The sequence below is a fragment of the Candidatus Zixiibacteriota bacterium genome, assembly GCA_036480375.1.
In the GTDB taxonomy this organism is placed as follows: Bacteria; Zixibacteria; MSB-5A5; order GN15; family JAAZOE01; genus JAZGGI01.
The window spans coordinates 14,623-38,246 of record JAZGGI010000029.1 but is presented as its reverse complement, the minus strand read 5'-3'; the positions used below and the strand labels follow the sequence as shown (position 1 = coordinate 38,246).

Annotated in this window: 21 protein-coding genes; 10 read left to right on the top strand and 11 right to left on the bottom strand. The window is 41.6% G+C overall.

The annotated features are described in order from the left end of the window. The first annotated feature begins 10 nt into the window (after positions 1-10). The 5 genes from V3V99_09660 to V3V99_09640 all read left to right on the top strand — a co-directional run bounded on the left by V3V99_09660 (position 11) and on the right by V3V99_09640 (position 5,983). Entirely contained in the window at positions 11-2,485 is a 2,475-nt protein-coding gene (locus V3V99_09660; protein ID MEE9442919.1) for a DUF2723 domain-containing protein, read from the top strand. A gap of 45 nt (positions 2,486-2,530) precedes the next feature. Then, positions 2,531-3,598 (top strand): glycosyltransferase family 4 protein, encoded by a 1,068-nt coding sequence (locus tag V3V99_09655; protein ID MEE9442918.1) that lies wholly within the window; start codon positions 2,531-2,533, stop codon positions 3,596-3,598. Then, entirely contained in the window at positions 3,598-4,602 is a 1,005-nt protein-coding gene (locus V3V99_09650; protein MEE9442917.1) for a lysylphosphatidylglycerol synthase transmembrane domain-containing protein, read from the top strand. The genes V3V99_09655 and V3V99_09650 overlap by 1 nt, the downstream gene beginning before the upstream one ends. 102 nt (positions 4,603-4,704) lie before the next feature. Beyond that, positions 4,705-5,235, top strand: a complete 531-nt coding sequence (locus V3V99_09645; GenBank protein MEE9442916.1) for a hypothetical protein — start codon at positions 4,705-4,707, stop codon at positions 5,233-5,235. A 559-nt stretch (positions 5,236-5,794) separates the two neighbouring features. Beyond that, a complete protein-coding gene (locus tag V3V99_09640; protein MEE9442915.1) occupies positions 5,795-5,983 on the top strand; it encodes a hypothetical protein in 189 nt (62 codons plus the stop codon). 159 nt (positions 5,984-6,142) lie between these two features. On the opposite strand, the gene V3V99_09635 is transcribed toward V3V99_09640, so the two are convergent. Beyond that, the gene (locus V3V99_09635) at positions 6,143-7,510 is read right to left on the bottom strand and encodes a pitrilysin family protein (GenBank protein ID MEE9442914.1); all 1,368 of its coding nucleotides are present in this window, start codon (positions 7,508-7,510) and stop codon (positions 6,143-6,145) included. Then, the gene (locus tag V3V99_09630) at positions 7,507-8,832 is read right to left on the bottom strand and encodes a pitrilysin family protein (protein MEE9442913.1); all 1,326 of its coding nucleotides are present in this window, start codon (positions 8,830-8,832) and stop codon (positions 7,507-7,509) included. The genes V3V99_09635 and V3V99_09630 overlap by 4 nt, the downstream gene beginning before the upstream one ends. 181 nt (positions 8,833-9,013) lie before the next feature. Between V3V99_09630 and V3V99_09625 the strand changes: the two genes are divergently transcribed. Next, entirely contained in the window at positions 9,014-9,535 is a 522-nt protein-coding gene (locus V3V99_09625; GenBank protein ID MEE9442912.1) for a rhodanese-like domain-containing protein, read from the top strand. Then, positions 9,532-9,987 carry a MauE/DoxX family redox-associated membrane protein gene (locus V3V99_09620; GenBank protein MEE9442911.1) on the top strand — a complete coding sequence of 152 codons (456 nt, stop codon included), beginning with the start codon at positions 9,532-9,534 and terminating at the stop codon, positions 9,985-9,987. Before V3V99_09625 ends, V3V99_09620 begins: the two co-directional genes overlap by 4 nt. On the opposite strand, the gene V3V99_09615 is transcribed toward V3V99_09620, so the two are convergent. The 8 genes from V3V99_09615 to V3V99_09580 form a co-directional block, all read right to left on the bottom strand. Then, a complete protein-coding gene (locus V3V99_09615; protein ID MEE9442910.1) occupies positions 9,988-11,274 on the bottom strand; it encodes a secretin and TonB N-terminal domain-containing protein in 1,287 nt (428 codons plus the stop codon). Further along, positions 11,271-11,741 (bottom strand): hypothetical protein, encoded by a 471-nt coding sequence (locus tag V3V99_09610; protein MEE9442909.1) that lies wholly within the window; start codon positions 11,739-11,741, stop codon positions 11,271-11,273. Before V3V99_09610 ends, V3V99_09615 begins: the two co-directional genes overlap by 4 nt. Next, positions 11,734-12,306: a hypothetical protein gene (locus V3V99_09605; GenBank protein MEE9442908.1), complete on the bottom strand. Its 573-nt coding sequence runs from the start codon at positions 12,304-12,306 to the stop codon at positions 11,734-11,736. The genes V3V99_09610 and V3V99_09605 overlap by 8 nt, the downstream gene beginning before the upstream one ends. Further along, on the bottom strand, positions 12,303-13,883 hold the full coding sequence (locus tag V3V99_09600) for a hypothetical protein (GenBank protein ID MEE9442907.1): 1,581 nt from the start codon (positions 13,881-13,883) through the stop codon (positions 12,303-12,305). The genes V3V99_09605 and V3V99_09600 overlap by 4 nt, the downstream gene beginning before the upstream one ends. Before the next feature lie 38 nt (positions 13,884-13,921). Then, complete coding sequence (locus tag V3V99_09595) at positions 13,922-14,374, bottom strand: prepilin-type N-terminal cleavage/methylation domain-containing protein (protein ID MEE9442906.1); 453 nt, start codon at positions 14,372-14,374, stop codon at positions 13,922-13,924. Between the two features lies 1 nt (position 14,375). Then, positions 14,376-14,798 (bottom strand): prepilin-type N-terminal cleavage/methylation domain-containing protein, encoded by a 423-nt coding sequence (locus V3V99_09590; protein MEE9442905.1) that lies wholly within the window; start codon positions 14,796-14,798, stop codon positions 14,376-14,378. Between the two features lie 85 nt (positions 14,799-14,883). Then, a complete protein-coding gene (locus V3V99_09585; protein ID MEE9442904.1) occupies positions 14,884-16,101 on the bottom strand; it encodes a type II secretion system F family protein in 1,218 nt (405 codons plus the stop codon). Continuing rightward, positions 16,079-17,833 (bottom strand): ATPase, T2SS/T4P/T4SS family, encoded by a 1,755-nt coding sequence (locus tag V3V99_09580; GenBank protein ID MEE9442903.1) that lies wholly within the window; start codon positions 17,831-17,833, stop codon positions 16,079-16,081. The genes V3V99_09585 and V3V99_09580 overlap by 23 nt, the downstream gene beginning before the upstream one ends. An 85-nt stretch (positions 17,834-17,918) precedes the next feature. On the opposite strand from V3V99_09580, the gene V3V99_09575 reads away from it, so the two are divergent. From V3V99_09575 to V3V99_09565, 3 genes are all read left to right on the top strand, one after another. Further along, the gene (locus V3V99_09575; GenBank protein ID MEE9442902.1) at positions 17,919-19,595 is read left to right on the top strand and encodes a hypothetical protein; all 1,677 of its coding nucleotides are present in this window, start codon (positions 17,919-17,921) and stop codon (positions 19,593-19,595) included. Between the two features lie 139 nt (positions 19,596-19,734). Continuing rightward, positions 19,735-21,432, top strand: a complete 1,698-nt coding sequence (locus V3V99_09570; protein MEE9442901.1) for a dockerin type I repeat-containing protein — start codon at positions 19,735-19,737, stop codon at positions 21,430-21,432. Positions 21,433-21,607: 175 nt separating this feature from the next. Next, positions 21,608-21,823: a zinc-ribbon domain containing protein gene (locus V3V99_09565; GenBank protein ID MEE9442900.1), complete on the top strand. Its 216-nt coding sequence runs from the start codon at positions 21,608-21,610 to the stop codon at positions 21,821-21,823. A 91-nt stretch (positions 21,824-21,914) separates the two neighbouring features. Here V3V99_09565 and V3V99_09560 read toward each other — a convergent pair whose 3' ends face one another. Then, complete coding sequence (locus tag V3V99_09560) at positions 21,915-23,618, bottom strand: M6 family metalloprotease domain-containing protein (GenBank protein MEE9442899.1); 1,704 nt, start codon at positions 23,616-23,618, stop codon at positions 21,915-21,917. Positions 23,619-23,624: the final 6 nt, after the last annotated feature.

Here is a 23,624-nt window from a genome sequence, read left to right as displayed (position 1 = left end):
GTCAATTTTGATGATAAAAGATAATTATCTGCATAAATCTCTTGCCGGCGCGCTATTCATAATTTCTCTGATAATATATAATATGACTAAGGCTCCAACCCTATCTTTCTGGGATTGCGGTGAATTTATTACCTGTGCCCATATCCTGGGAATACCTCATCCTCCCGGAAATCCCCTCTGGGTTCTTCTCGGTCGCATATTCAGCATCTTACCGCTTCATGAAGATATTTCGGCTCGAGTGAATATGTTTTCGGCCGTAAGCGGAGCCTTTGCGGTTATGTTTGCTTATTTGGTGACGCGCAGATTAATAATCATGTGGTGGAAGCCGGGTCAAATTGACGGCTGGAGGAGATTTACGGCTTATGTTGGGGCAGTTGTTGGGAGTATGATGTTCGGGTTTTCACAAACCCAATGGAATAATTCCGTCGAAACCGAAGTGTATTCACCAGCGATGCTTTTAATGATTATCATAATTTGGTTGTTACTTCGCTGGATTGAAGAAAGGGAAAAACCAACCTCAGTCAAATATCTACTATTAATTAATTTCCTGGCGTTTTTGTCAATCGGTATTCATCTGACGACGTTCTTAATAATGCCGGCGGTTTTTATAACCGTTATTTTATATTCTCCGAGATTGCGAAGAGAAATCTTTTTTTATGTTACAGGATTCTGTCTTGTTCTGATCGCCCATAATATAGATCTGTTTTTATGGTCAACCGGAATATGGCTGCTGGCGGCTATTCTTGGTGTGATAATTACACGCAAATACATCTGGAAATTTTCTCTGGCGCTGATATTAGCCGCCATTATAGGATATTCGGTGCAAATATATACTCCGATTCGTTCTGCTCAAAAGCCGGCTATTAATCAGAATGATCCATCATATTCCTTTGCGGCTTTCAAGAATTTTCTCGAACGCCGTCAATACGGGCGTGAATCAATGATTGAGCGGGCTATGATGAGACGGGCGGAGCTTAAAAATCAATTCGGAGTTTATCCTCGGATGGGATTCTGGGGTTTCTTTTCAAATCAATATGGAATAAACGGCCGTTCATTTGCGTTTGTGTTCGTTTTGGGATTGTTGGGAATTTGGGAGTTGATGCGCAGGCGTTCAAAAATCGGAATTCCCTTCTTTTTATTGATTTTACTTGGAACCGTATTTTTGGTTTGGTATATGAATTTTGCTGACGGTACCAGAATCGATCCGTTAACCGGTGACGGAAACCTTGAAGTCCGCGACCGCGATTATTTTTTCACTCCCGGATTTATCCTTTTTGGAATTGCAATTGGATTGGGAATAGCCGCCTTAATGGAAATGGCGCGTGAGTCAATTTTATTTAAGTCAAAAATTCTACGCCGTACGACAATGTTTGTTCTGTCTCTATTGGTCTTTCTTGGCGCTGTACCGGTTGTCGCCAATTATCATGTGTCGGATCGTTCGGGCAATTATATTCCCTATGATTTTGCCTACAATAACCTAATTTCGTGCGATGTTAATTCAATTTTATTCATCGGCGGAGACAATGATACTTTTCCGGTGTGGTGTCTGCAGAATGTTTATAAGATCAGAACCGACGTGACAGTCGTAAACCTTTCTCTGGCGAATATGGACTGGTATATCAGACAAATTCGAAATACAAAAAAGATTCCGATCAGATGGACAGATTCTCAAATCTCGAATCTGCGGCATCGTTTACTGGAGGGCCAGGTAAGGTACCGCATTCAGGATCAGGTTCATGATGAAATCCTGGCTGTAAACCGCTGGCAAAGACCGATTCATTATTCAATATCTATTCCGCCAAGTATGCGGCAATATCGAGGTCAGAAGATTGACGATAGGTTAGTCATGCAGGGTATGGTTCATCGTCTTGAGTCGGGAGATAGACCGGGTCAAATCGATATGGAAAAGGCCAAAGATCTGTATTTTAGTAAATTCAAATTTCGTTCAATTGCCGATGATAATATCTATAAGGATGAACGAACCAAGGCTTTAACCGGCAATTACACGACCGGATTAACACTAATGGCTGATTCTTTGCGTATGTTGGGACAGTTTGAGGAAGCGATAGAGCTGGCTGCATTTAGTACAAAGATCGTTCCCTATAATGTCGGCGCTTACAACTACCTGGCCCAGCTTTATATTGAATCGGGGCAGGAGCATTTAGTCGACTCGATTGTTAATTTCATCCCTCGCGAACGTGCCATAGAGATGTATTATACCTGTGCTATGACTTATGATAAAATAGGAAATCGACAAAAAGCTAAAGAAGTAATGAGCGCTACGCTTGATACCTTTCCCCATTTTTATAATGGATTTCGGCTTTACTCAAAATGGTTGTTTGAGGACCAGGAATGGAATCGGATGAGAGCTGTAATTGCAAACTGGCTGAAGAATAATCCTGATGATCCAGACGCGCCAAAGATAATAGAAACGATGAGAACTTTGCCCGCAAGCCAAAATGACACAGATTCTCGGGGAAATTGATTCGTGAATATTTTAGCGCTAAATTGGCAAGACTTGAAAAACCCCATGTCGGGGGGAGCTGAAGTTCATTTGGAGGAATTGCTTCGTAGGATCGCGTCCTCTGGCCATTCCGTAACTCTATTGTGTTCTAATTACATAGGAGGATTATCTGAAGAATTAGTTGAAGGTGTAAGAATTATTCGGACGGGCAACCGATATAACTTTAATCTAGTGGCTCCTTTTCATCTCAGAAGGCTTGTTAAGTCGGAGAATTATGATTTATTTCTTGAAGATATCAATAAGATTCCCTTCTACACCCCTCTATACCTTAATTTGCCAACGATAATTATTATCCCGCATCTTTTTTCTACGGCGGTATTTCAGGAAATTAATTTTATTTTGGGGAGCTATATATATCTCGCGGAAAAGCCTCTTACACGAATCTATCGTAATAAGCAATTTTGTGTCATATCCGAATCAACCGCAGGAGATATGATAACTCGAGGAATTCCTGAAAAAAATATTTCCGTGATTCATTGCGGCATAGATCGAGAGCTATATAACAATGGCAAGGGATTTCATAAATTTGAATATCCGTCGGTCCTATATTTGGGTCGAATTAAAAAATATAAATCGGTTCAACATCTCATTTCCGCCTTTACAATCGTAAAAAGCAAAATACCCAACGCAAAATTATCCGTGATCGGAATCGGAGATTATCTCGATACTCTCAGAAAACAGGTTCAGGAGCTAAAAATATCGGATGCGGTGGATTTTCCCGGATTTGTTTCCGAGGAGAAAAAGGTCGAAAATCTGTGCCGCTCTCATATTATGGTATATCCGTCTCTGAAAGAAGGATGGGGACTGACAAATATTGAGGCCAATAGTTGCGGTACAACGGTTATTGCGGCCAATACTCCCGGACTATGTGATTCGGTCAAGCACGATGTCAGTGGATTATTATATGAGTATGGAAATATTTCAGAGTTATCTGACAAAATCATTATGCTTCTCACCGATGAAAATGTGAGAGAGAAACTGGAGCAGGGCGGTTTGAGTTGGGCGGAGCAGTTTAATTGGGATAAGGCGGCTGATAAATTCCTTGATTTGTGTAAAGAGGTAGCCGGAAAGTAATGAGCGCGAGAGGCAAAAAAATATTTATGCAGATTGCCGGAATAGTTATTTCGGCCGCTCTTCTGTCCTACCTATTCTATAGAGTCGATTACACCGAGCTTACCGAAGCGCTCAAAGATGCCAATTACTGGTGGTTGATTCCGAATGTGATTCTCATTATGGTCACGATGATTTTCAGGGGATTGCGCTGGAAACATATGTTTTCCCCGATAAAAAGTATTCCTTTCTCAAGATTGTTTTCGATTACGATGATTGGCTTTATGGCTAATAATGTTCTTCCCTTTCGCCTGGGAGAATTCGTCCGGGCGTATTCATTGTCAGTTAAAGAGGATATATCGAAATCAGCTTCGCTGGCGACTATATTTGTCGAGAGAATTGTTTTTGATTTGCTGGCCTTACTAATCATATTTTTTCTGGTTCTCTTTGTATCCCCGTTAATTCTCAATCAACAACTGAAATTTGGAGTCGTCGTAACCATCGTCGTGGGATTATTGGGCTTGTCATTTGCTGTTTATCTGAGCCGCCGCGGAGAGCGGGACAGCCATATTCTTAAAAGACTGCTCGGTATAATGCCCGGGAAAATCAGGCCCATTGTAAACGAAGCAGTAAAAAGATTCGCCACCGGGACGGAATTCATGAGAGACTGGCGGCAGATTTTCTGGGCAACTTATCATACTTTCATGATCTGGATGATAATGGGGATTTCAAATTACTTTATTCTGCTTGCATTTGGGTTAAAACTGCCGCTGGCCGCGTCATTTGTGATTTTAGTGGTCGTATCCATTCTCATAATGGTACCGGCGTCTCCGGGATTTATCGGCGTTTATCATTATGGGGCGGTGTTGTCATTAGGATTTTACAATGTTGACCAATCGACGGCGTTATCCTGCTCTATTGTTATGCATGCCGCTCAGTATCTGGTCGTTACATTAGTGGGTTTTTATTATTTGCGCAAAGAGCATATTTCGTTGAAGCAAATTGAAAAAGAAGTAGAGTATAATTAAATCGTCAAACGCAATAATATCATTAAAACGTTAAATCAACCTGAAAATCTAATCTTGACTTAAAATATTCAAATCTATATTTTTTTGCCGGAGGTTAATGATATGAAGAAATATATTATCGCCATTATACTGGTGTTGGTTTTAGTGAGTATCGCTTATATCAAGGTGATTTATTCAAGTCAGGAAAAACAGAGAATAAATTATACGGCTCCGGATGAGAATTATATCAGCAAAGATGATGTCTTATCCATGACTGATTCTCTGAGGCAGTATCTGATCGATTCAATTTATGCCGATATATCCGATTCCCCGGAAACGATCAGCGATAACTCCGGTGCCGACGAGCAAATTGCCCTGCTAAATCACACAATAGATTCTCTTGAAAATTCATTTAATGATCTGAACGCCAAATTAGATATATCCAGCAATGAATTACAAAACGTCAAAAATGATTACTCCGACCTGAAATTAAACCTGGCCGATAAATACTATAAGGGTGAACTTGCTAATCTTCCCGCGGATTTATCCGATTATGAAAAAACCGTATCGATAAAAGAAATAAAAAACAAAATAAAAAAATATTTTGATCTCACAACAAAACAGCTAAACGGCATCGCCATAAAATATAATTGAAGCTGTTGAAAAGTCCGAATCGCCACAGGCGTAATGGGATTGAATTATGGTCCGCAAAAGGGAATCTGATTTTGCTGAGATTATTGTCGACCAATTATTCATAGAATCCTTCCCAACAGAGTCTTCGGCCTACTTCAAAACTGATTCCGACAAGATTCGAGATAAAAAGTTCGACAAATTTCGCAATAGATTTCGATGGCATTTATCACGATCACTTAGTCCGAGACAAAAAAAGGTCATGAAGTTGACTATTGCTGGCAAAAAACAGCGAGAAATAGCGGTAATTCTGGGAATCACACAACAGGTTGTAAGTATTTATAAGCGCCGTGCTATCAACAAGATAAGAAAATTATTAGTTGGTTAGGTGTATGTATATTTCCTTATTTATGAGAGGATTATTTTTAGGCAAGCGAAATACCCATCTCATTACTTTATAATGATGGATCCCTCACACCGTAGAAAGCACCAAAAAATATTTAGCTGGAGGTGGTAACATTGTAGGATTACTCCCCACGTAATACCGCCGTTCTAAATCAATTGAACCTCAAGGGGAGGTGTTATGCCGAAGAGAAAAAAGGCGATCAAGTACGCGAAATTAGGAGAAAAGGATTTGTGGCATCCTTACGGCTTACAGTCATTGAATTCGGAAAGATTTATTGTCGTAGTCAATCGAATTCTCAAAGGCAAGATCGGATTGTTGCCCGGGCGGCAAATGGGGCCGTTGCAGGGGACATCATTGGAGCTTTAGGAACGCCGCAAATAGCCTAATGATTTCTTACAGGATGAGGGGGGATTCTCGTTGCTGTAAAAGTAAAACTTGAAAATTGGTTTTTGTGAACTGCGTCAAGCGCATGTTTAAAAGCCCTCGTATTTTTAAAACGGGGGCTTTTACTTATGATTGATTTCATTATTGATAGAAAGGGATTACTTCAACTTTTCCGTATTTTTCAAGTTGCGATAGCACTTCTTCAGCTTTCCCGACAAGAACCAGTTTATAATGCATAAGCGGAAAGTTATCTTTGGCGGCCTTCATTAAGGTTTCACTGGTTAATTTTTTAAAAGACTCCTGGTAATCTTCGTAGAAAGATTTGTCAAGATTATAGAACCATAGATTAAGAAATTTATCCGAGATACCTTCATTGGTCTCGAAACTCAGAGGATACAGGCCATTGCGATATTTGATTGTTCCAGTCAATTCCTCATCGGTCAGGGGAATGGTGTGAATCTTCTGCGTTTCATTTAAGATAATATCAAGGACTTCACCGACGGAAACGTTTTTGGTAAAGGTCGAAACGTACAAAACTCCATCGCCTGAAAACTTGGATGATCTCATGCTGACGCCGTAAGTTAATCCTCGCTTTACGCGAATTTCATCAACCAGGCGGGACGTAAAAGAACCGGCAAAGATTGTCCGCGCGGCTTCAAACGGAATGCGGTCCGGGGCGCTCATACCGGGACCGTTGGCGCCGAATCTTATCTGAGTCTGGCTGGCATCTTCTTTGTCGTAAAGAATAATTTCGACGCCTTCGGTTTTTTGAAAATCAGCCTTGACGTTCGGAAGATTTCTTTTGCCTTTCCAATTACCGAAATACGTTTGACACCATTGTGTGACCATATCAGCACTGATGTCTCCGCATATTACCAGCAGACAATTATCGGGAGTATAAGCATTCTCATAGAAATCCAGGGCAGCTTCCCGATTAATGCTCGAAATCGATTCCGGATTTCCCGAAGGGATATGGGAGAAGGGGTTTTCACCAAGAATGGAATTAAAGATATGCTCAGTAGCCATTCTTGACGCGTTTTCCAGGCGGCTTTGAAGATTGGCAATAATGCGGGTTTTTGTTTTGGTAAATTCATCTTCGGTGAATGACGAATTAAGTACGATATCGGCGAGAATTTCGATCGCCGATTCACCGTATTTGGATAAAAATTCACCCGAAAATCCGCTCATTTCACGCCCGCAATAATTGCTTAAAGAACCGCCTCGAAACGATATTTCTTCGGCTAATTCTTTGGCTGTACGGGTAGGGGTGCCGCGCATCAGCATTTCATTGCATAAATTTGCCAACCCAAATTTGCTATCAGGATCGTGTATCGATCCGCAACGAAATCCAAAATCCAGGGAAAACAACGGCAAACCATGTCGTTCGACAACGAGAATTTGCAGGCCATTATCGAGCTTTATAGATTTCGCGTCGGGAAGATTAATCTTGGCGGCGATAGGTGCGCCAAGAATTAAAACCGCAATACAACAAATAAATAACTTTTTCATTGTCCACCTCCTTCCGGAATCAAGACCGCAAGAGTGGAATTATTTTTCGTAAAATACTTCGCAGCGGCGTTTTTGACTTCATCTGCCGTGACGGCCTTAATCTTATCGACAAAACCGTACATCGTTTTCCAATCACCATATAAACTATGGTAGTAGCCAATTTCATGGGCAATGCCGTTATTGGTTTTATAATTCCTGTAAAAATTGGCAGTTAATGCATTCTTGGCTTTTTCCATCTCTTTTTTAGTCGGGCCATTTTTTATAAAATCAGCAAGAACCGAATCAACAGCATTCTCAACCTCCTGATATGTCTTGCTTGGTGATACTGCGAAGTAAAAATTGAAAAGGGAAGGATCGTATCCCCATCCAAATCCGCCGTACATTCCGGTTATCAATTCCAAATCGTTTAACAGAGCTTGTTGCATTCGGCTCGATTCTCCGGCAGTTAAGACTGATTGCAGGACTTCCATAGCATAAAGATCGGGACTGTCTTTATCACCAACGTGATAACCCAGCATTATATGCGAATGACTCGCGGGATTATTGATAATTACCCGGCGCGGCCCCCTCTGTTCGGGTTCATTCTTGACTACCGGCGGAGGCGGAGGTCCGGAGGGGATATCTTTGTAGTAATCCTCAAGTAATTTAATTGCCCTGGCAGTTTCGAAATCTCCGGTAATGACCATTACGGCATTATTAGGCGCATAATACGTCTTGTGATATAAGAGGCAATCTTCCCTGGTAATACTGTTGAGATCTTCCATCCAGCCTATAACGGGCCAGCTATAAGAGTGAGCCTTGTATGCTGTGGCGTATAGTTCTTCGTAGAGCAACCCGGTGTTGCTATTATCAATTCCGACCCGGCGCTCTTCTTTGACGACTCCGATTTCGGACGCGAGCATTTCCGGCTCGAAAGCAAGATTCGCCATCCGATCCGATTCCATATCAATGACTAATTCCAGAATATCCGACGAGAAGTTTTGATAATACGCTGTCATATTTCTGGAAGTATACGCGTTAGAATACCCGCCATTTCGCTCCAGGGTCAAATCAAACATTTTGGGTCCGTATCGTTTGGCTCCGTTAAACATCATATGTTCAAAAAAGTGGCTGATACCCGTGATGCCGGGCCGTTCATTGCGCGATCCTACTTTGAAGAAAGTATAGGTGGATATAAGCGGCGCGTTATGATTCTCATAGAGCAGAACGGTTAGACCGTTGGCAAGTTTGTGTTCGGTTACGTCGTACTTAAATTCCGCCAGAATCGGCGATGCCGCAAAAAGCACAATTAAGAAAATTATAAATTTTTTGGATAGATTCAAAAATACCTCCTTGATTATTGATTGTTAATTCAGATCTATTCCATTTTTATCAATTTAAGATACGCTATTTTTTCCTGACCCGAAAGGAAAAATAATTATTTAACAATTCTTACGAGATGTATATAAAAGTGGTTGCGTATTAGATAGGAACCTATTTGAGCGCTGTCAGGTATAAGAACCAATGATGAAAAATTGGATAATTCAAATATTGATTATACTTCTGCTGTCGGCAGTTCTGGCGGTTGGTATCAATAGCATTCGCGATGATGGAATATCGTTTATCGGCAATTGGCCGTCCCGGACGGCTGAGGCGGGCGAGATGATTCTTCCACCGTCGGCCGAAGAAGGCGATCCTCCATTTATTTCTCTGGATGAAGCCGTTGCCTTATACCAATCAACGGATAACATATTTATAGACGCCCGCGATCCTGAAGATTTTGAATATGCCCATATCAAAAGGGCTATTAATATTCCGTTTGATTATCTTGACGAGCATTGGGAGCAGGTCATCGCCGAAATGGATAAAACCGCCCATTATGTAATCTATTGCAGCGGCACCGAATGTGAATCATCATTATTCCTCGGACGGTATTTTCGTGATGAAGATTTCGTTAATAGCAAAATATTTTATGGCGGCTGGGGCGAGTGGGAAACCAATAATCTTCCCATAGAGGCAAAATCAAGCGAGGGGGAAAACCAGTGAGAAAATTCCTTTCCAATGATTTTGTCACGATGATATGCAGGTTATTATTTGGCGGGATATTCATCTACGCCTCGCTGGATAAAATTATCAGCCCCGACCAATTCGCGCGCATCGTATACAATTATCATCTATTACCGGGTTCGCTGGTGAATGTATTCGCCTTAATCCTTCCGATGAGCGAGTTTATGGCCGGATTATTTTTAATTTTAGGTGTCTTTTACAAAGGAAGCCGCAATTATCTTATAATCCTGATGATTGTGTTTATGATTGCCATAAGTATAAATATTTTTAGAGGCGTAAATCTTGAGTGCGGATGTTTTACCGTCAGCTCCAAAGCGAAATCGCACGGTCTTTATTTAATTTTACGAGACATCGTTTACCTGATACCCGGAATCGCTCTGATGTTCTCGCACAGCGTCAGATGGATGTTACAAACACCATCTCGGGATTAATCAATCAATTATCCGCGGTGTCAGGAGAATCAACAAGTCGGTAGTCTTAATCTCTTTCGTATTATGCGTAAACAGTGAACCCAAAAACGGGATTTCACTGAGAAGAAATATTTTGGATTGATTTTCGATTTGAGATTCTTTGAGCAGTCCGCCCAGAGCGATCGTCTCATTATTTTTCACCGTTACAGTGGTAGTAATTGAACGCCGCGATGTAATCGGCTTTTGATTTTCGGCCGGCCCGGTGTATCCAATAATCTCTTCGACAATCGGATGGACCCGCATTGTAATCGTGGAGTCATTATTTATTCGAGGTGTGACTTCAAGAGAGATACCGATCTTTTCATCCTGAAAAGTAACAATATCCTGAATGACGGCGCCTTCGGAAAAGCGATTAATAGTCTGAATTGGTATTACCGTTTCGATATTAATTTTGGCCGGTTCATTATCCAAAGTGGTCACGCGCGGATTGGATAATAATTTGGAATTATTCCGCTGTCGCAGGAAGTCTATAACTATATCCATTTGATGGACCGATAAATGACCCAATTGCCAGTTGCCTGTTTCGAGCGGCATCATTGCCGCTTCGGTGGTGTTATCTGAGAGTGATGATGATTGCTGTCCCGGAGCCGCCACGCCGTTAATTGAAGCCGAGATGGACTTAGGCCAGTTAATTCCCAGTTTTTCATCATCGGTTAAATTGGTCTCGATGATTTTCGCCTCTATTGTGATTTGCCGTCTTCTTATATCGATTTGATCCAGTAACACCCCAATTATTTGATGATTTTCCGGAGTGTCGAATACCACCAGTTCATAAGCTTCGATTTTGGCTTCAGGAGCATCCTCTTTGGGAGGAGGAGCTATCGGTATTATTTTGCCCTGGCCGGATTTAAGCGGCTCTATCGCGGCCGCCGCCGCTTCGGCGGAAATAAATTTCAATTTATATGTTTTGGCAATATGTTCGCCCGCAACCTGCTTATCTGCCTTTTTTACAATAATAACATCTTCACTGAAATAATAATTGAGACCGTTCGGCAGGAGTATCGCGTCCAGAGCGGTATTGAGGCCGACATTATTTATATGGATGGAAATATTTTCTTTGATGTCTGATGAAACTACCAGGTTGAGGTCATTTTGAACCGCCAGCATCTTCAATACCGTATTAATCGGGGTCTCATCGAAATTAAGACTAACCCTGGCATTGGGATTGAAGTTATTTGGCCAACCGCTTTGTGTGAAGACCAAAAAAAGAGCAAACCAAAAACATATTATTCTAATTTGTGATTTCACAATGACTCCTTCCGGGGAAACAGAGTTATGGTTTTCCCGGCTTTTTCCAAAACGACGCTTTCCCTGGCAATGTTTTTAACATGATAACCGCTGATTAGATCACCAACACCGAGGACGCGACCGTTTATAAGCGCCTGTGCGTTTGTCTGTCGATAGAGAATTCCCAAAAGGTGCAATTTTATTTTTTTTGTTTTTCCGGTTACCCTTTTTCGATTATGATAAAACGGGTTTTTGGTGACAGGTTTTTCAGCGTAAAATGCAAAAACTGAATCATGGATTATTTGGTTTTCGGGTATGGCTTGATTCTGTCCAATGTTATTATTAACCGTATTTGCGGCCACCTGTTGTTTCGCAATATCCTGCTCCTGGGGTTTTTTTGCCCATCTTTGTGACAGGTTGGAATATCCCCAGATGACGGCGATGATGAATATTCCAAAGACTATTGATTTGCGGACTTTTTCATTCAAGGCTAAACAACCCCATACGGTTTGAAAGGCCGGCTACAAAGGCCAGATTAAAATAACAATCGGGATAGAGTTTTTCGGAGCCGATGATATGACTCTCAGTCAGATGGTGGAAATATACGCTTTTTTCAATCTCCTCACATAGGCGCGTGATATTGTCAAATCTCCCGCGGATCTTGACGCTCATCGGAAGATATACAATTGATTCGGCGTTGTCCCATTTACGTAAGAATTGGATAACTTCATTGAGAGACGGCGTAATTTCTTCTAACTGATATCCCGGACGATGACAAAATGAATCAATCGTGTGGTAGAGTGCGATAACTTCATCTTCTCCGGAAAAATTAGATTCGATATTACCAATCGCCGAATAAATTTCCTGATTTTCCGCCAGCAGATTATCGATATTGGATAAAGAGGTATGATAGGCTTCGAGTTTTTTGTGTTCGCGAAACAACTCATCATTTAATGACCTAATTCGGCTATCTGCCGGTTTACCAATGAAAAGATAAAAACCACCCAGAAATAATGCGAATATAACGGTTCCTGTTACAGTCAGCTTGATCATACTTGAATATCCATCATTATTTGAAAATCAAGATCGAATTCTTCATCCTCTAAATTCTTGTTATGACTGATTACTTCGACGTTGTTGAAATACGGATATTCTTCAAGAGCCTTGATATATCCGGCCAGAACAATCTCGGGAGAAAAGTTTTTGATCCTCACATGTCCGGTTAATCGCATGGAGTAGCCATTTTCTTTTTGAATCGTATGAATTTCCGTAAGATTAAGACTTTCGGGAATATCAAAAGATAACGATTTGATCAAGACGCCTAAATGCGAGTGCTGCTTATCGGAACTCATACGAAGAAATTCTTTGCCGCGATTTAGTTTCCCGACAATATTCAAATAGGTGTGATAAGCCGGTGAATTTTCTATTTCAGTGATTTTGGCGCGAATACTTTCCAATTCCGACTCGACTTTTTGTTCCTGGCTCTGTATCATCCCAAAAAGGCCGCAGGCAATAATGATAAAAGCCATCGCAATCAGACCCACTCTTGAATAAAATTGACGCTTCACGGCCTTTTGTCTGATTGCATCCGGAGCCAAAGGTCGAAAATTCGGATTGGCGGCCGCGGTTGCGATCACTGGTAAATTTTTATATAGGTCCCGAATTGATATACCCGATATCCTGGGCATTTTTGGTGCCGGATCTAATAAATATTGACAGGGAATTCCGGTCGTGGAATTTATGTAATCAAGCAATTCAGAGTTTTGGGATGTTTTGCCAGAGATTAAAATCGTGTCAATCGCCGCGTCTCGAGTGTGGGCTATATATATATCGATAAATGATTGCAATTCACTAATAATCGATTCAATATTTGTGATTCCGGTCCGAACTGAAGAATCAAAAAAGGGCAGGGACATAAATTCCTGGAAAAAACTCAACTCATTATTATGAAGAAAGACAGCAAAACTGAGATTGTTATCAAGATGAATATGCAATTGATACCTACCGGCATTTTTATCACTGATTTTGACGAAATCTGAAGTCAAATTTGGCAGGAAATTAATTTGTCCCGGCTTCAGACCCGCGTTATAAAATCTTTGATAAAGATCCTCAATAATCTCTGATTTCACCGCCGTAATATTAACGCCCAGTGAACTTATTTTTTTGCTTTCGCCACGCACTTTATCGGCGATATGGTAATGAAGGCGGCAATCGCTGAATTTGAACGGAAATAGTTTCTCTCCTTCCCATAGTACAGCGTTGGATATTTCGCCGGAAGACATAACCGGTATATACATGCGCCTGAATGCCATATTTTCGCCATATAGGCCGATATTAACGGGAATAGCGGGCAGTTGATTCTGATACAAATAATTCCTAATAAGCTCAACTACTTTTGAAAAAATTTCCTGAGATTGGGAACTTTCAATCAAGTCAAGTGGGAAAGAGGCGATATCACGAATAAAATTTTTGCCGAATATATTTTGAATAAGACTGAGATTAACCGAATGACGACCGAAAATAACGCCCAACCTCAATCCAACCCGTAATCCGGTCAACGGCGTCGTTCTGAATGTCATTGTGGCGACGTCATTATCTATTGTTGACAAATTTTGATCCGCCATTTTCATTTTGCGCGCTCTTCCGGATACGGTTTAAAAATCATCAATTAAAAGCTGACTACAATTGAATCGGGTCCGCCAGCCGAAGTTATCTTGCGATTAATCCCATCATAAATATAAGCGACATCCCAGGCATCTTTTAGATAGTCATTACCGGCGCTATCAACATAAGGCCCATTCCATCCGCGATGCAGGAATCTATCATAGGTCGCAATTGAATCGGGCTTAATCGCCAACTCCGAAAGCGTAATCGGAGGATGGCCTACATCACCTTCAAATCCGGGGTTGGCGTGACGGTTTCCCGCGATGACTTGGGGATTTCCGATTATCGCCCGTTTCAGCGTAAGCATTTCGGTGCGAGTCGCGTTCGTTTTTGAATTTTGGGAAACATCGCCCATTTTGGGAATAGCAACCGCGGCGACAATTCCCAAGACAATAATAACTATTATCAGCTCGATTAAGGTGAACCCTGAAGAGTTTAACCTCTTTTCGACTGGCATATTACCACTGATTCTCGCCGGCAGTATTAGTATTGGGCCAAATTTCTCCTGTCGCAGTATTATAGGCCCATCCACAGTCGATTCCAACTATCGTACCTCTGGATACTCCGGCAACAATACTATCGGAGTAATTGGCATCGGGGCAATACGGGTTCTTCGGTATCTGCTGTTCCATTACGATACCGATCGTACCCAGGCTATCAAGAGCCGGCCAGGTGGCGGATCCGGTTTTTACAGCCTGGTTAGCGTAATAAATAGTAATAGCCGAACGTAACCCCCCCAGGGCGCCCCGACAGGCTGCTTCTCTTGCATCGGAGGTTATATCCTGGTATTTGGGAATGGCGATAGCAGCGAGGATACCAAGAACGACGATTATAATTACTAACTCAATAAGAGTAAAACCGGAATTTTTGGCAAGACGCATTTTTTCACCTCCTTGAAACAGTTAAATAGGGTTAATAGATTCCTATAAATCATTATCGGATTATTAATTGCAGATTTTAGCCTGCTTATCGAAATACCTGAATTAAATTCCACATCGGAAGGAAAATCGACAAAGCCAGTATCAAAATCATGGTTCCGATCACTACTATTAATATTGGTTCTACCAATGCGGTCAGATTGCGAGATTTGTACTCCAATTCCATTTCGTAATGATTGGCTAATTCACCCATCATTGAATCGACTGTTCCTGATTCCAGACCAACCTGAAAAACCTCTAAGGCCATGGCCGGGAAATGTTTATATTCTTTTTCCCCTTCAAGTCCTATTTCCTGTCCCTTTTCAAAAGATTCGGCAATTTGGGAAATTTCGGAGGCGATGACCTTATTTGAGGTTGTTTCCTGAAGAATATTCAGGCAGCTGACCATAGGAACGCCACTTTTGAAGAGTGACTTTAGCATTGTCGCAAAACGAGCAACGTTGAACTTGATGGTTAAATCCCCAATAATTGGAATCTTCAGGATCAACTCATCCCAAATAAGCCTTCCCCTGGTTGTCGAAATGAATCTTTTCAAACCAAAAATTCCAATAATTATCAAGGCCAAAATCAGATACCAGTAAGAAGAAAAGACATTACTGACCGAGATCACGATTTTGGTCGCCAGAGGCAACTCAGCTCCGAATTTACCGTAGATGCTGGAAAATTTCGGAATTACAAAAGACATCAAAACGAAGATGGCAATTGTAATCGCGATTATTACCATGATAGGGTAGCGCAATGCCGATTTAATCTGGCGAGCGAGTATCATTTCTTTTTCAATAAGGTGCCCTAATTGCTTCAGAACTTCATCCAATGTTCCCGAAGTTTCCCCAGCCGAAACCGAAGCAATATATATGGATGGAAATTTTTTCGGGTGCCGGCTCATGGCTTTTGAGAGCGTTTGACCCGACTGCAGATCATTTTTGATTTCCGCAATTTCTTTAGACAAGCCCAATTCCAGGGCGCCCTTTTCAATAATTGACAGGGCGCGCAGGAGTGGTATACCGGCCCGGTATAGGGTCAATAATTTTTTGGTGAAGACAATCAAGCTTTCGCGATTGGTCGAGCCGAAATTCCCCAAAATATCTGAAAAAGAAATACCTTCAGAGCGCGGCCTTATACTGGTTGGGATTAATCCTTGTTCCGAGAGCGATTGAATTACAATATCGCGCCTTTCAGCATCGGTCTCACCGGTAATGAGATTACCGGCGTGATCGCGTGCCTTATAAGTCCAGACTTGCTTCACTTGAACGTACCTGATTTATGGGCTCAACCGCGAATGAATTTGATACCGGAGAAGTCACTTTCAGAATTTCATCAAGTGTGGTTACGCCATTTGTGACGAGTTCCAGGCCATATTCAAAGAGAGGGCGATATCCAAGACGTTTTGCTTCATTGGCGATTGCGGCTTCCGATTCATGATTTAAGATCATTTCGCGAATAGAATCATTTATCTCGGCCAATTCGAAAATTCCGGTTAATCCTCCATAACCCGATTCACGACAAGCGCGGCATCCCGCACCATGATAAAATGTAATATTGCCAGGAATTCCGTCCGGAAAGGCGCGATTTAAAACCGCTGCCGACGGCGAGGTTGTTTCCTCAATGCATTCACCGCATATTGTTCGAACCAGCCTTTGAGCCAGAATCGCCTCGAGAGCCGAGGCCAGCATATAGCGTTCAATACCCATATCGTTCAGTCGCGTGATGGATCCAATCGCGTCATTAGTATGTATCGTTGAGAAAACAAGATGGCCGGTCAGAGCGGCGCGGGTCGCGATAGCGGCCGTTTCGGCATCTCTGATTTCACCGACCATTACGATATCCGGATTCTGTCTTAAAATTGACCGTAGAGCTGAGGCAAAAGTTAAATTGGCTTTCTCGTTTATCTGGACCTGATTAATTAGAGGGAGAGAATATTCGACCGGATCTTCGACTGTAATAATATTTTTTTCAATGCTGTTTATCTCCTGCAAAGAAGCATAAAGCGTTGTAGTTTTTCCCGAAGAGGTCGGTCCGGAAATCAAAATGAGTCCCTCGGAAACCTGAATATGCTGCCGCCAGGCCGCCAGTAGTTTCTGTTGCATGCCCAGTTCAGGTAATCCTGTTTTGAGATTTTGCCGGTCAAGAATCCGAATTGCAACCTTCTCCCCGTGTATGGTCGGCAGGGTCGAAACTCTTAGATCAACGATGTTGTCTTTAACGGCTATAGACATGCGTCCGTCCTGGGGTAATCGTTTTTCGGAAACGTCAAGGTCGGACGCGATTTTTAATCGAGATATTATTTCAGCCTGTAATTTTTTGGGAGGCGCGGCCTCCTCACGCATGATTCCATTAACCCTGTAACGAATCCTCAGTTCTTTTTCATCTGGCTCAAAATGAACGTCAGAAGCCCCGTCTTTGATCGCCCGGGTTAAGATCATATTAACCATGCGGACTACCGCGCCCTCGCCGCCGGTTAATTGTTCAAGGTTTATTTCAGAGGGTTCTTCAATTTCTTCGGATTCTTTTTCATCACCCAGGATTTCCCGAACAGAATCGGCGACAGTGTAATATTGCTCTATGGCCCTCGTAATTGCGGTCTTACCGGCCACGATCCTTTTGATGACACACTTGGTATGATATTTAATTTCGTCAAGGGCTATCACATCCAGAGGATTGACCATCGCGACGGATAGAGTGTTGCCCATTTTAAGGAAGGGAATGAGAGTAAATCTTTTAGCCATTTCAACCGGAATAGCTGCCAAAACATGAGGGTTTATAATCAATGAAGAAAGATTAATTTTGGGAATCTTGAGCTTTTCGGAAATAACCTCTACTAATTGATCCTCGCTTATAATTCCGGCGCCGACGAGAACGTCACCTAATTTATCATTGGAACCTTTTTGAATTTTAAGGGCGGTATTTATTTGTTCCTCGGTTACATATCCCTTTTCAACTAACAGGGTTCCGATTTTTTTTGATATTTCAGGGGCCATATTGGAAAATTTTTATCTGTTAGAAATTTCTCTTTTTTATCATATTATCGGTCTTAAAACGATTATCTTGAAGAAGGCAGCGTGAGTGAGAAAAACTAATTTTGGCGCAAAATCAACAACGAAATCCGTCCACCAGATACTAAATCTCTTTGTCTCGGTTTTGGCGTTATCTCTGACTCAGCATTTTAATATTGCTTTTGCGCAAACCGCTGATCAAGTAGTCATTGATTCAATTGAAATCATTACTGAAAATGTTTTCAATTTAAACGATCCCCGCTATAATAATTTCCTTTTCAAAATCGCCAATAAAACACATATAGTTACAAAACATTCGGTAATCAAGCGCGAAATGTTACTCGGTAAGGGTGATGTATTTGACACGAGCCTTGTTAACGAAACGGTTAGAAATTTACGCCGACTGCCTTATTTACTCAAAACCGAAATTTACTTGATAAAAGGGGATAACGGTGAAAACATAATGGTTGTCCGTACTTCGGATAAATGGACGACGGTCGGGGGAGTCTCCCTGCATCGCGCAGGGGGTCGCTCAGATATCCAGTTGGGAATTGAGGAAAATAATCTTCTCGGGTACGGAGTATTCACATCTCATGATTATTTTGTTCTGGAAGGCGATCGCAATTATTATCAGGGGGAAGTCCGGGATTCCCGATTTATGGGGTTGAATTATTCGGCCGGTTTTTTCTATTCCGATAATCCCAGAAGCGGACAAACGATAATATCGCTTAATAAACCCCTGTATAATCTCAATCAAAATTGGGGCTGGAACCTGAGTTATAATCTGAATAAACAAAGACTCGATTATTATATTGCCGAAATACTGGCCGGGCGCGATCGGTTCACCGGAAAGAGGTTAAGCACTAATTTTGTTCTCCGATATGGTCCGGATAACCTAAAGTACAGTTTTTATTTGGGGCATACATATACCAAGCTCAAGCCGCGACAAAGGTTTATTACATCGGATTCTATCGATTTCAACGGAAATATCCTGGATTCAGCTGATATTTTACGGCTATTGCCCGAAAAGCCGGTCGATACATTAAGCCATACTCTTGAATTGGGATTTCGGCTGCAGCAGGTCAATTTTAATACTTATCACAGAATAAACAGGTTTCAAAAGGCTGAAGATGTTAATTTGGGAATTGATATACTGGTGATGGGATTACTGGCATATGAGGCTAATTTCAAAAAACCGCTATATCAAAGAATAAATCTTTGGCCCCAATTAACGATTGGATTTGATAAAGGATATTTCAGGGCCGGTTCTAATCTGAGTTTCTGGTTTTCTGATGGCGCCTGGATTAGAAAATATGTAAAGCATTACTTTAAGTGGTACGTCAAATATCATAATAATCACACTCTTGCCGTAAATATCAATGCCGTATTCAATCATTTTCAAAACCATTCACTAACTTTGTATCTTGATGAAGACAGAGGAATGCGCGGATATCCGGCATTCATTCTAAACGGTGATAGCAGAATTGTCGCCAATATTGAAAACCGCATATTTTCTGATCTTGAAATTTTATCTGTTGGTTTAGGGGGAGTCATATTTGCCGATATTGGCAATATATGGACACGGGAAACGGCTTTTTCAATTAGAGAATCTAAAATATCGATTGGATGTGGAATGCGATTTGGATTAAGTCGAAGTACGCAGGCTGAAATAGTCCGCGTCGATTTGGCCTATGCGATAGAAAGAAGAAGCTGGCAAATATCTGTAGGCACCGGGCAGTATTTTTAGCCATAAGTATTTGAAAATAAAGCGCAACATTTCCGGTAAAGAAATTATTATGTGCTTGACATATCCAAATAATAAACTAATTTATAGTTAGGAGTATTTTACTCGCCCAAGGATTATTAACCTGTTGAGTAGGAATAACATGGATCAACTTTTTAATTTCAGGATGGAAACGAAGGCTCTATTCATATCCTTGTTTCTGTGCATTGTCTTTAATTTGACAGTTGCGGCGGAGTGGAGCAATTTTGATGATATCTCCGTTGCTTATGAAAAAGGTCTGATAACCAGGACTGAAATGCTGTATGAAAAAAGCGTTATCCTGTTCACTCCAATCGAAATTTCTGACAAAGCGGCCGCGATTAGCTCTGATAATTACCTGAAATCCGCCACAGGTTTAATAGGTGAAATTAAGAATAACTGGGACAAATTTACCCCCGATCAAAAGGCATCGTTGTCAACTATGCTGGCCCGCCCCGGCAAACAATGCACTTATGATTCACCTTTAGGTTATTTTAAAATTTATTATGATACCAGCGGAGGAGAGGCGACTGTTACGGATGATTTAGATGCCAACGAAATTCCGGATTTTGTGGAAAGAACCGGTATTTATGCCGACAGTTCATATGTCACCTATGTAAATAATTCGGGTTATTATCCGGCGCCACTGGAAGCGGGTTACGATAAATACGAAATATTCTTAGTGTCTATTATGGCCTACGGCGCGACGGTATTCGAACAACCCGCTGATTCGCCCTGGAATGATTATACCTCATACGTAATGATTAATCGCAATTTCACCTTTGCTCCTCCCAATGATGACCCGGAGGGCCGTGTTATCGGGGCGCAGAAGGTAACATGCGCTCATGAATATTTCCACGCCGTTCAATTTGGATACGCCAATGATCTCGATAACAATTTATGGTGGATGGAAGCCTGCGCCACGTTTATGGAAGAATGTCTTTTCCCTGAAGTAAATGATAACTATGCCTATTTGCCCTTTTTCTTTAATGTTCCCGAGGAAAGTCTGAATTCCAGCGTGTACCTCCATATGTATGGCGCCTTTGTCTGGCCCATGTTTCTAAAGGAAAAAATAAATTCCCTGGTTATCAGAGACGTTTGGATGGCCATGAGGAATAATACCCCCTTAGATGCGGTTGATTCCGCCTTAATCGGCACGGGAAAAACCTTGAAAACAATTCTTCCTGAATTTGTCATCTGGAATTATTTCACCGGCAGCAGATATGTTGAAGATAATTATTACTCTGAAGCGATTAATTATCCTGAGGTACCCATTGATAGATATCATACGACTTTGGTACATGATTCAATTTTGCCTGTACAACAGCCATTCGGATTAGCCAGCAGTTATGTTGAATTCGAGGTTGGACCGGATGATAAGGGTATATTTGAAGCTATTTTGGAAGGCAGGCCGGTCGTCCGATGGGGTATCGGGACAATCTTCATGTCCGGGGATGCCAACGAAATATCTCATTATACCGCCTCCGCCAACGAACCGCTTTACGTTTATAAACCGCACATAGAAGATTTCGATAAAGTAATTATCACGCCGATAACGGTTACATCATTATCTTCCGGCAACTATTATTACTTGACTACCAAGTTACATCCTTATGGTGACGCCAATAATGACGGACAAATGAATGTCGGCGACGCCATATATCTGATAAATTTTATTTTCAAAGATGGTCTTCCACCTATGCCGATTATGGAATGCGGCGACGCCAATTGTGATGGTGGAGTGAATGTTGGGGATGCGGTGAGGATAATTAGCGCAATCTTCAAAGGAGGGGAGGAGCCCTGCTCTGAAAGAATACCTTAATGCTCTGAAAAGCATAGGTCCAAAACACTTTATTGTATAAACATAAATTACTATTGTTTTATGTTGACAAGAATATATGACGGTGGTATATAAACGTAAATCTCAACTAAGGCAAATTGGAATTATTGCAGGACTATTTACAGGGAAGTAATTAATTCGATCCGAGAGGGGGATCATGAGTTCAGGTTTTGAAATGAAGATCCTGATATGTGGCGATTGTGGCGAGGAGTTTGTATTTACAATTGCCGCACAGGAGTATTTTGCAGAGAAAGGATATACAGAGGATCCTAAGCTTTGCAAGACATGTTATATGCAGTTAAAACGGGAGAAAAAGAGTCAAGGGCGAAACATCGAAGCTGATTTTGATTATTCTACTGTAAAGGATGAATAGCGCAAAAGCTTCACCGTTAACGGTTCACAACTCTTCGGGGGTTACTCTTCAATTTCCGATGTATCGAATAGCTCCGGGTACGTAAAAGACATTATTTAGCGAGAATCATCTTTCGAACTTCATAACTGTTGTCGGTTATGAATTCATAAAGATATATTCCGCTCGGCAGGGTGTTCCCGGCGTTATCGGTACCGTTCCATTGAAAACTATATGTTCCGGACGGCATTATACCTTTATCATATTCTGAAATTATTTCCCCCAGTATATTGTAAATTTTAATCCCAACGTGCCCGGTATTGGCTAATGTGAATCTTATCGTGGTGATGGGATTAAAGGGGTTGGGATAATTTTGCTCCAGGATTATGCCGGGAAGAGATAAACTGGCGCCTTCGCCTCCTGGGTTTTGTTCATTATCCGAAGCGAGCGAAACGGAGAAATCGGCATACATAATCTCGCCACTATTGGAAATATTGGTTACCGATACGAGAGTAGTGTCACCAGCATAACTATTTGAGCCTGGATTCGTCCATGGCGCGAATTCATTGACGTTATTCGTGCCTGGAAATTGATCGCCGGCATCGCCAGTCGAGATAAGCTTTTCCAATTGATATAGGTTGTCAGCCTGTTCCAGGGCCACTAAATAGTTACCGAAAGCATCATGGGCGGGATGCCATTCATAATTATTATGAGTCAATCCTTCATCTATATGCCATATGCATAAGCCTGAACCGGGGAGAGCCGCGTCGTATCCGACGCGCTGTCGATTTTCTACCAGAAAATATTCATCGCCAATGACGCCGTTTATCCACAGGCGATAAGCTACCGAATTATTTTCTACTTCTGGAATAGCGGCGTTCGATTGGCTTGATATGATATTAATCGGCGTTAACCAGCCCAATTGAATCCTACTCCATGCATCGGGGTGGGCCGGACTATCTCCTAAGTATCCATTCCAGCATCCAATCGACATCAAAGAATAACTACCGGTTCCGTAAGAACCGTTGTCTTCATCGTACAAATCCGGCAAGCCAAAGGCGTGAGCCAATTCATGACAGTAAACGCCCATGGTCAAATCATTCGGTGAATTCCAATATTCCGGCATAACGGTATAATCGCTGATATAGACTCCGTCTTTGCTGCGCGGTTTGATAGCCCATTTATGCGACCACATATCGGCGGTATTCCCGGAAAATTCGGCGCCTGGCCCGGAATGAACAATCATAATAACATCGACATACCCATCGCCATCGTTATCATATTGTGAATAATCTATATTAGCATCAGCCAAATCTACCAAATCTTCACATAGTTTTTGTGAGTTATTGGGGTAGGCTGAATTTATTCCATAGTTATCATCTACGTAAAAAGCATATTCCTGCGGCGCTCGGTTCCAGCCCAGCGTCGAGGGAAGGTTTATGGAAACAATATCAATTTGACCGTAAGAAATTTCGTTATAGTAATTTCTTACGGTACCCGATTGGTTTTCAAATATCAATGTATCCAAAAACGATGATTGCGTCTGCGAAAGGTTATCCGAGAAATCAACGAGCAAGCACAAAACTCTGAATGGACCGGAATTTAGTGATGATTTATTTTTTTGTGCAATATTTCGTTTTTCCCGCATGTCTGCAGACGTAATTGATTTATTGCAATCGGGATATATTATCTCGCCGGAGGAGATTTTACTCTTCAATTTTGGATGAGGAGGCATGGCCGGTGACAATCCGGCCATACCTATAAACAGTGCAATCACTATCACATAGAATCTTTTGGCAATAAACAATTCCGGCATCATTAACTC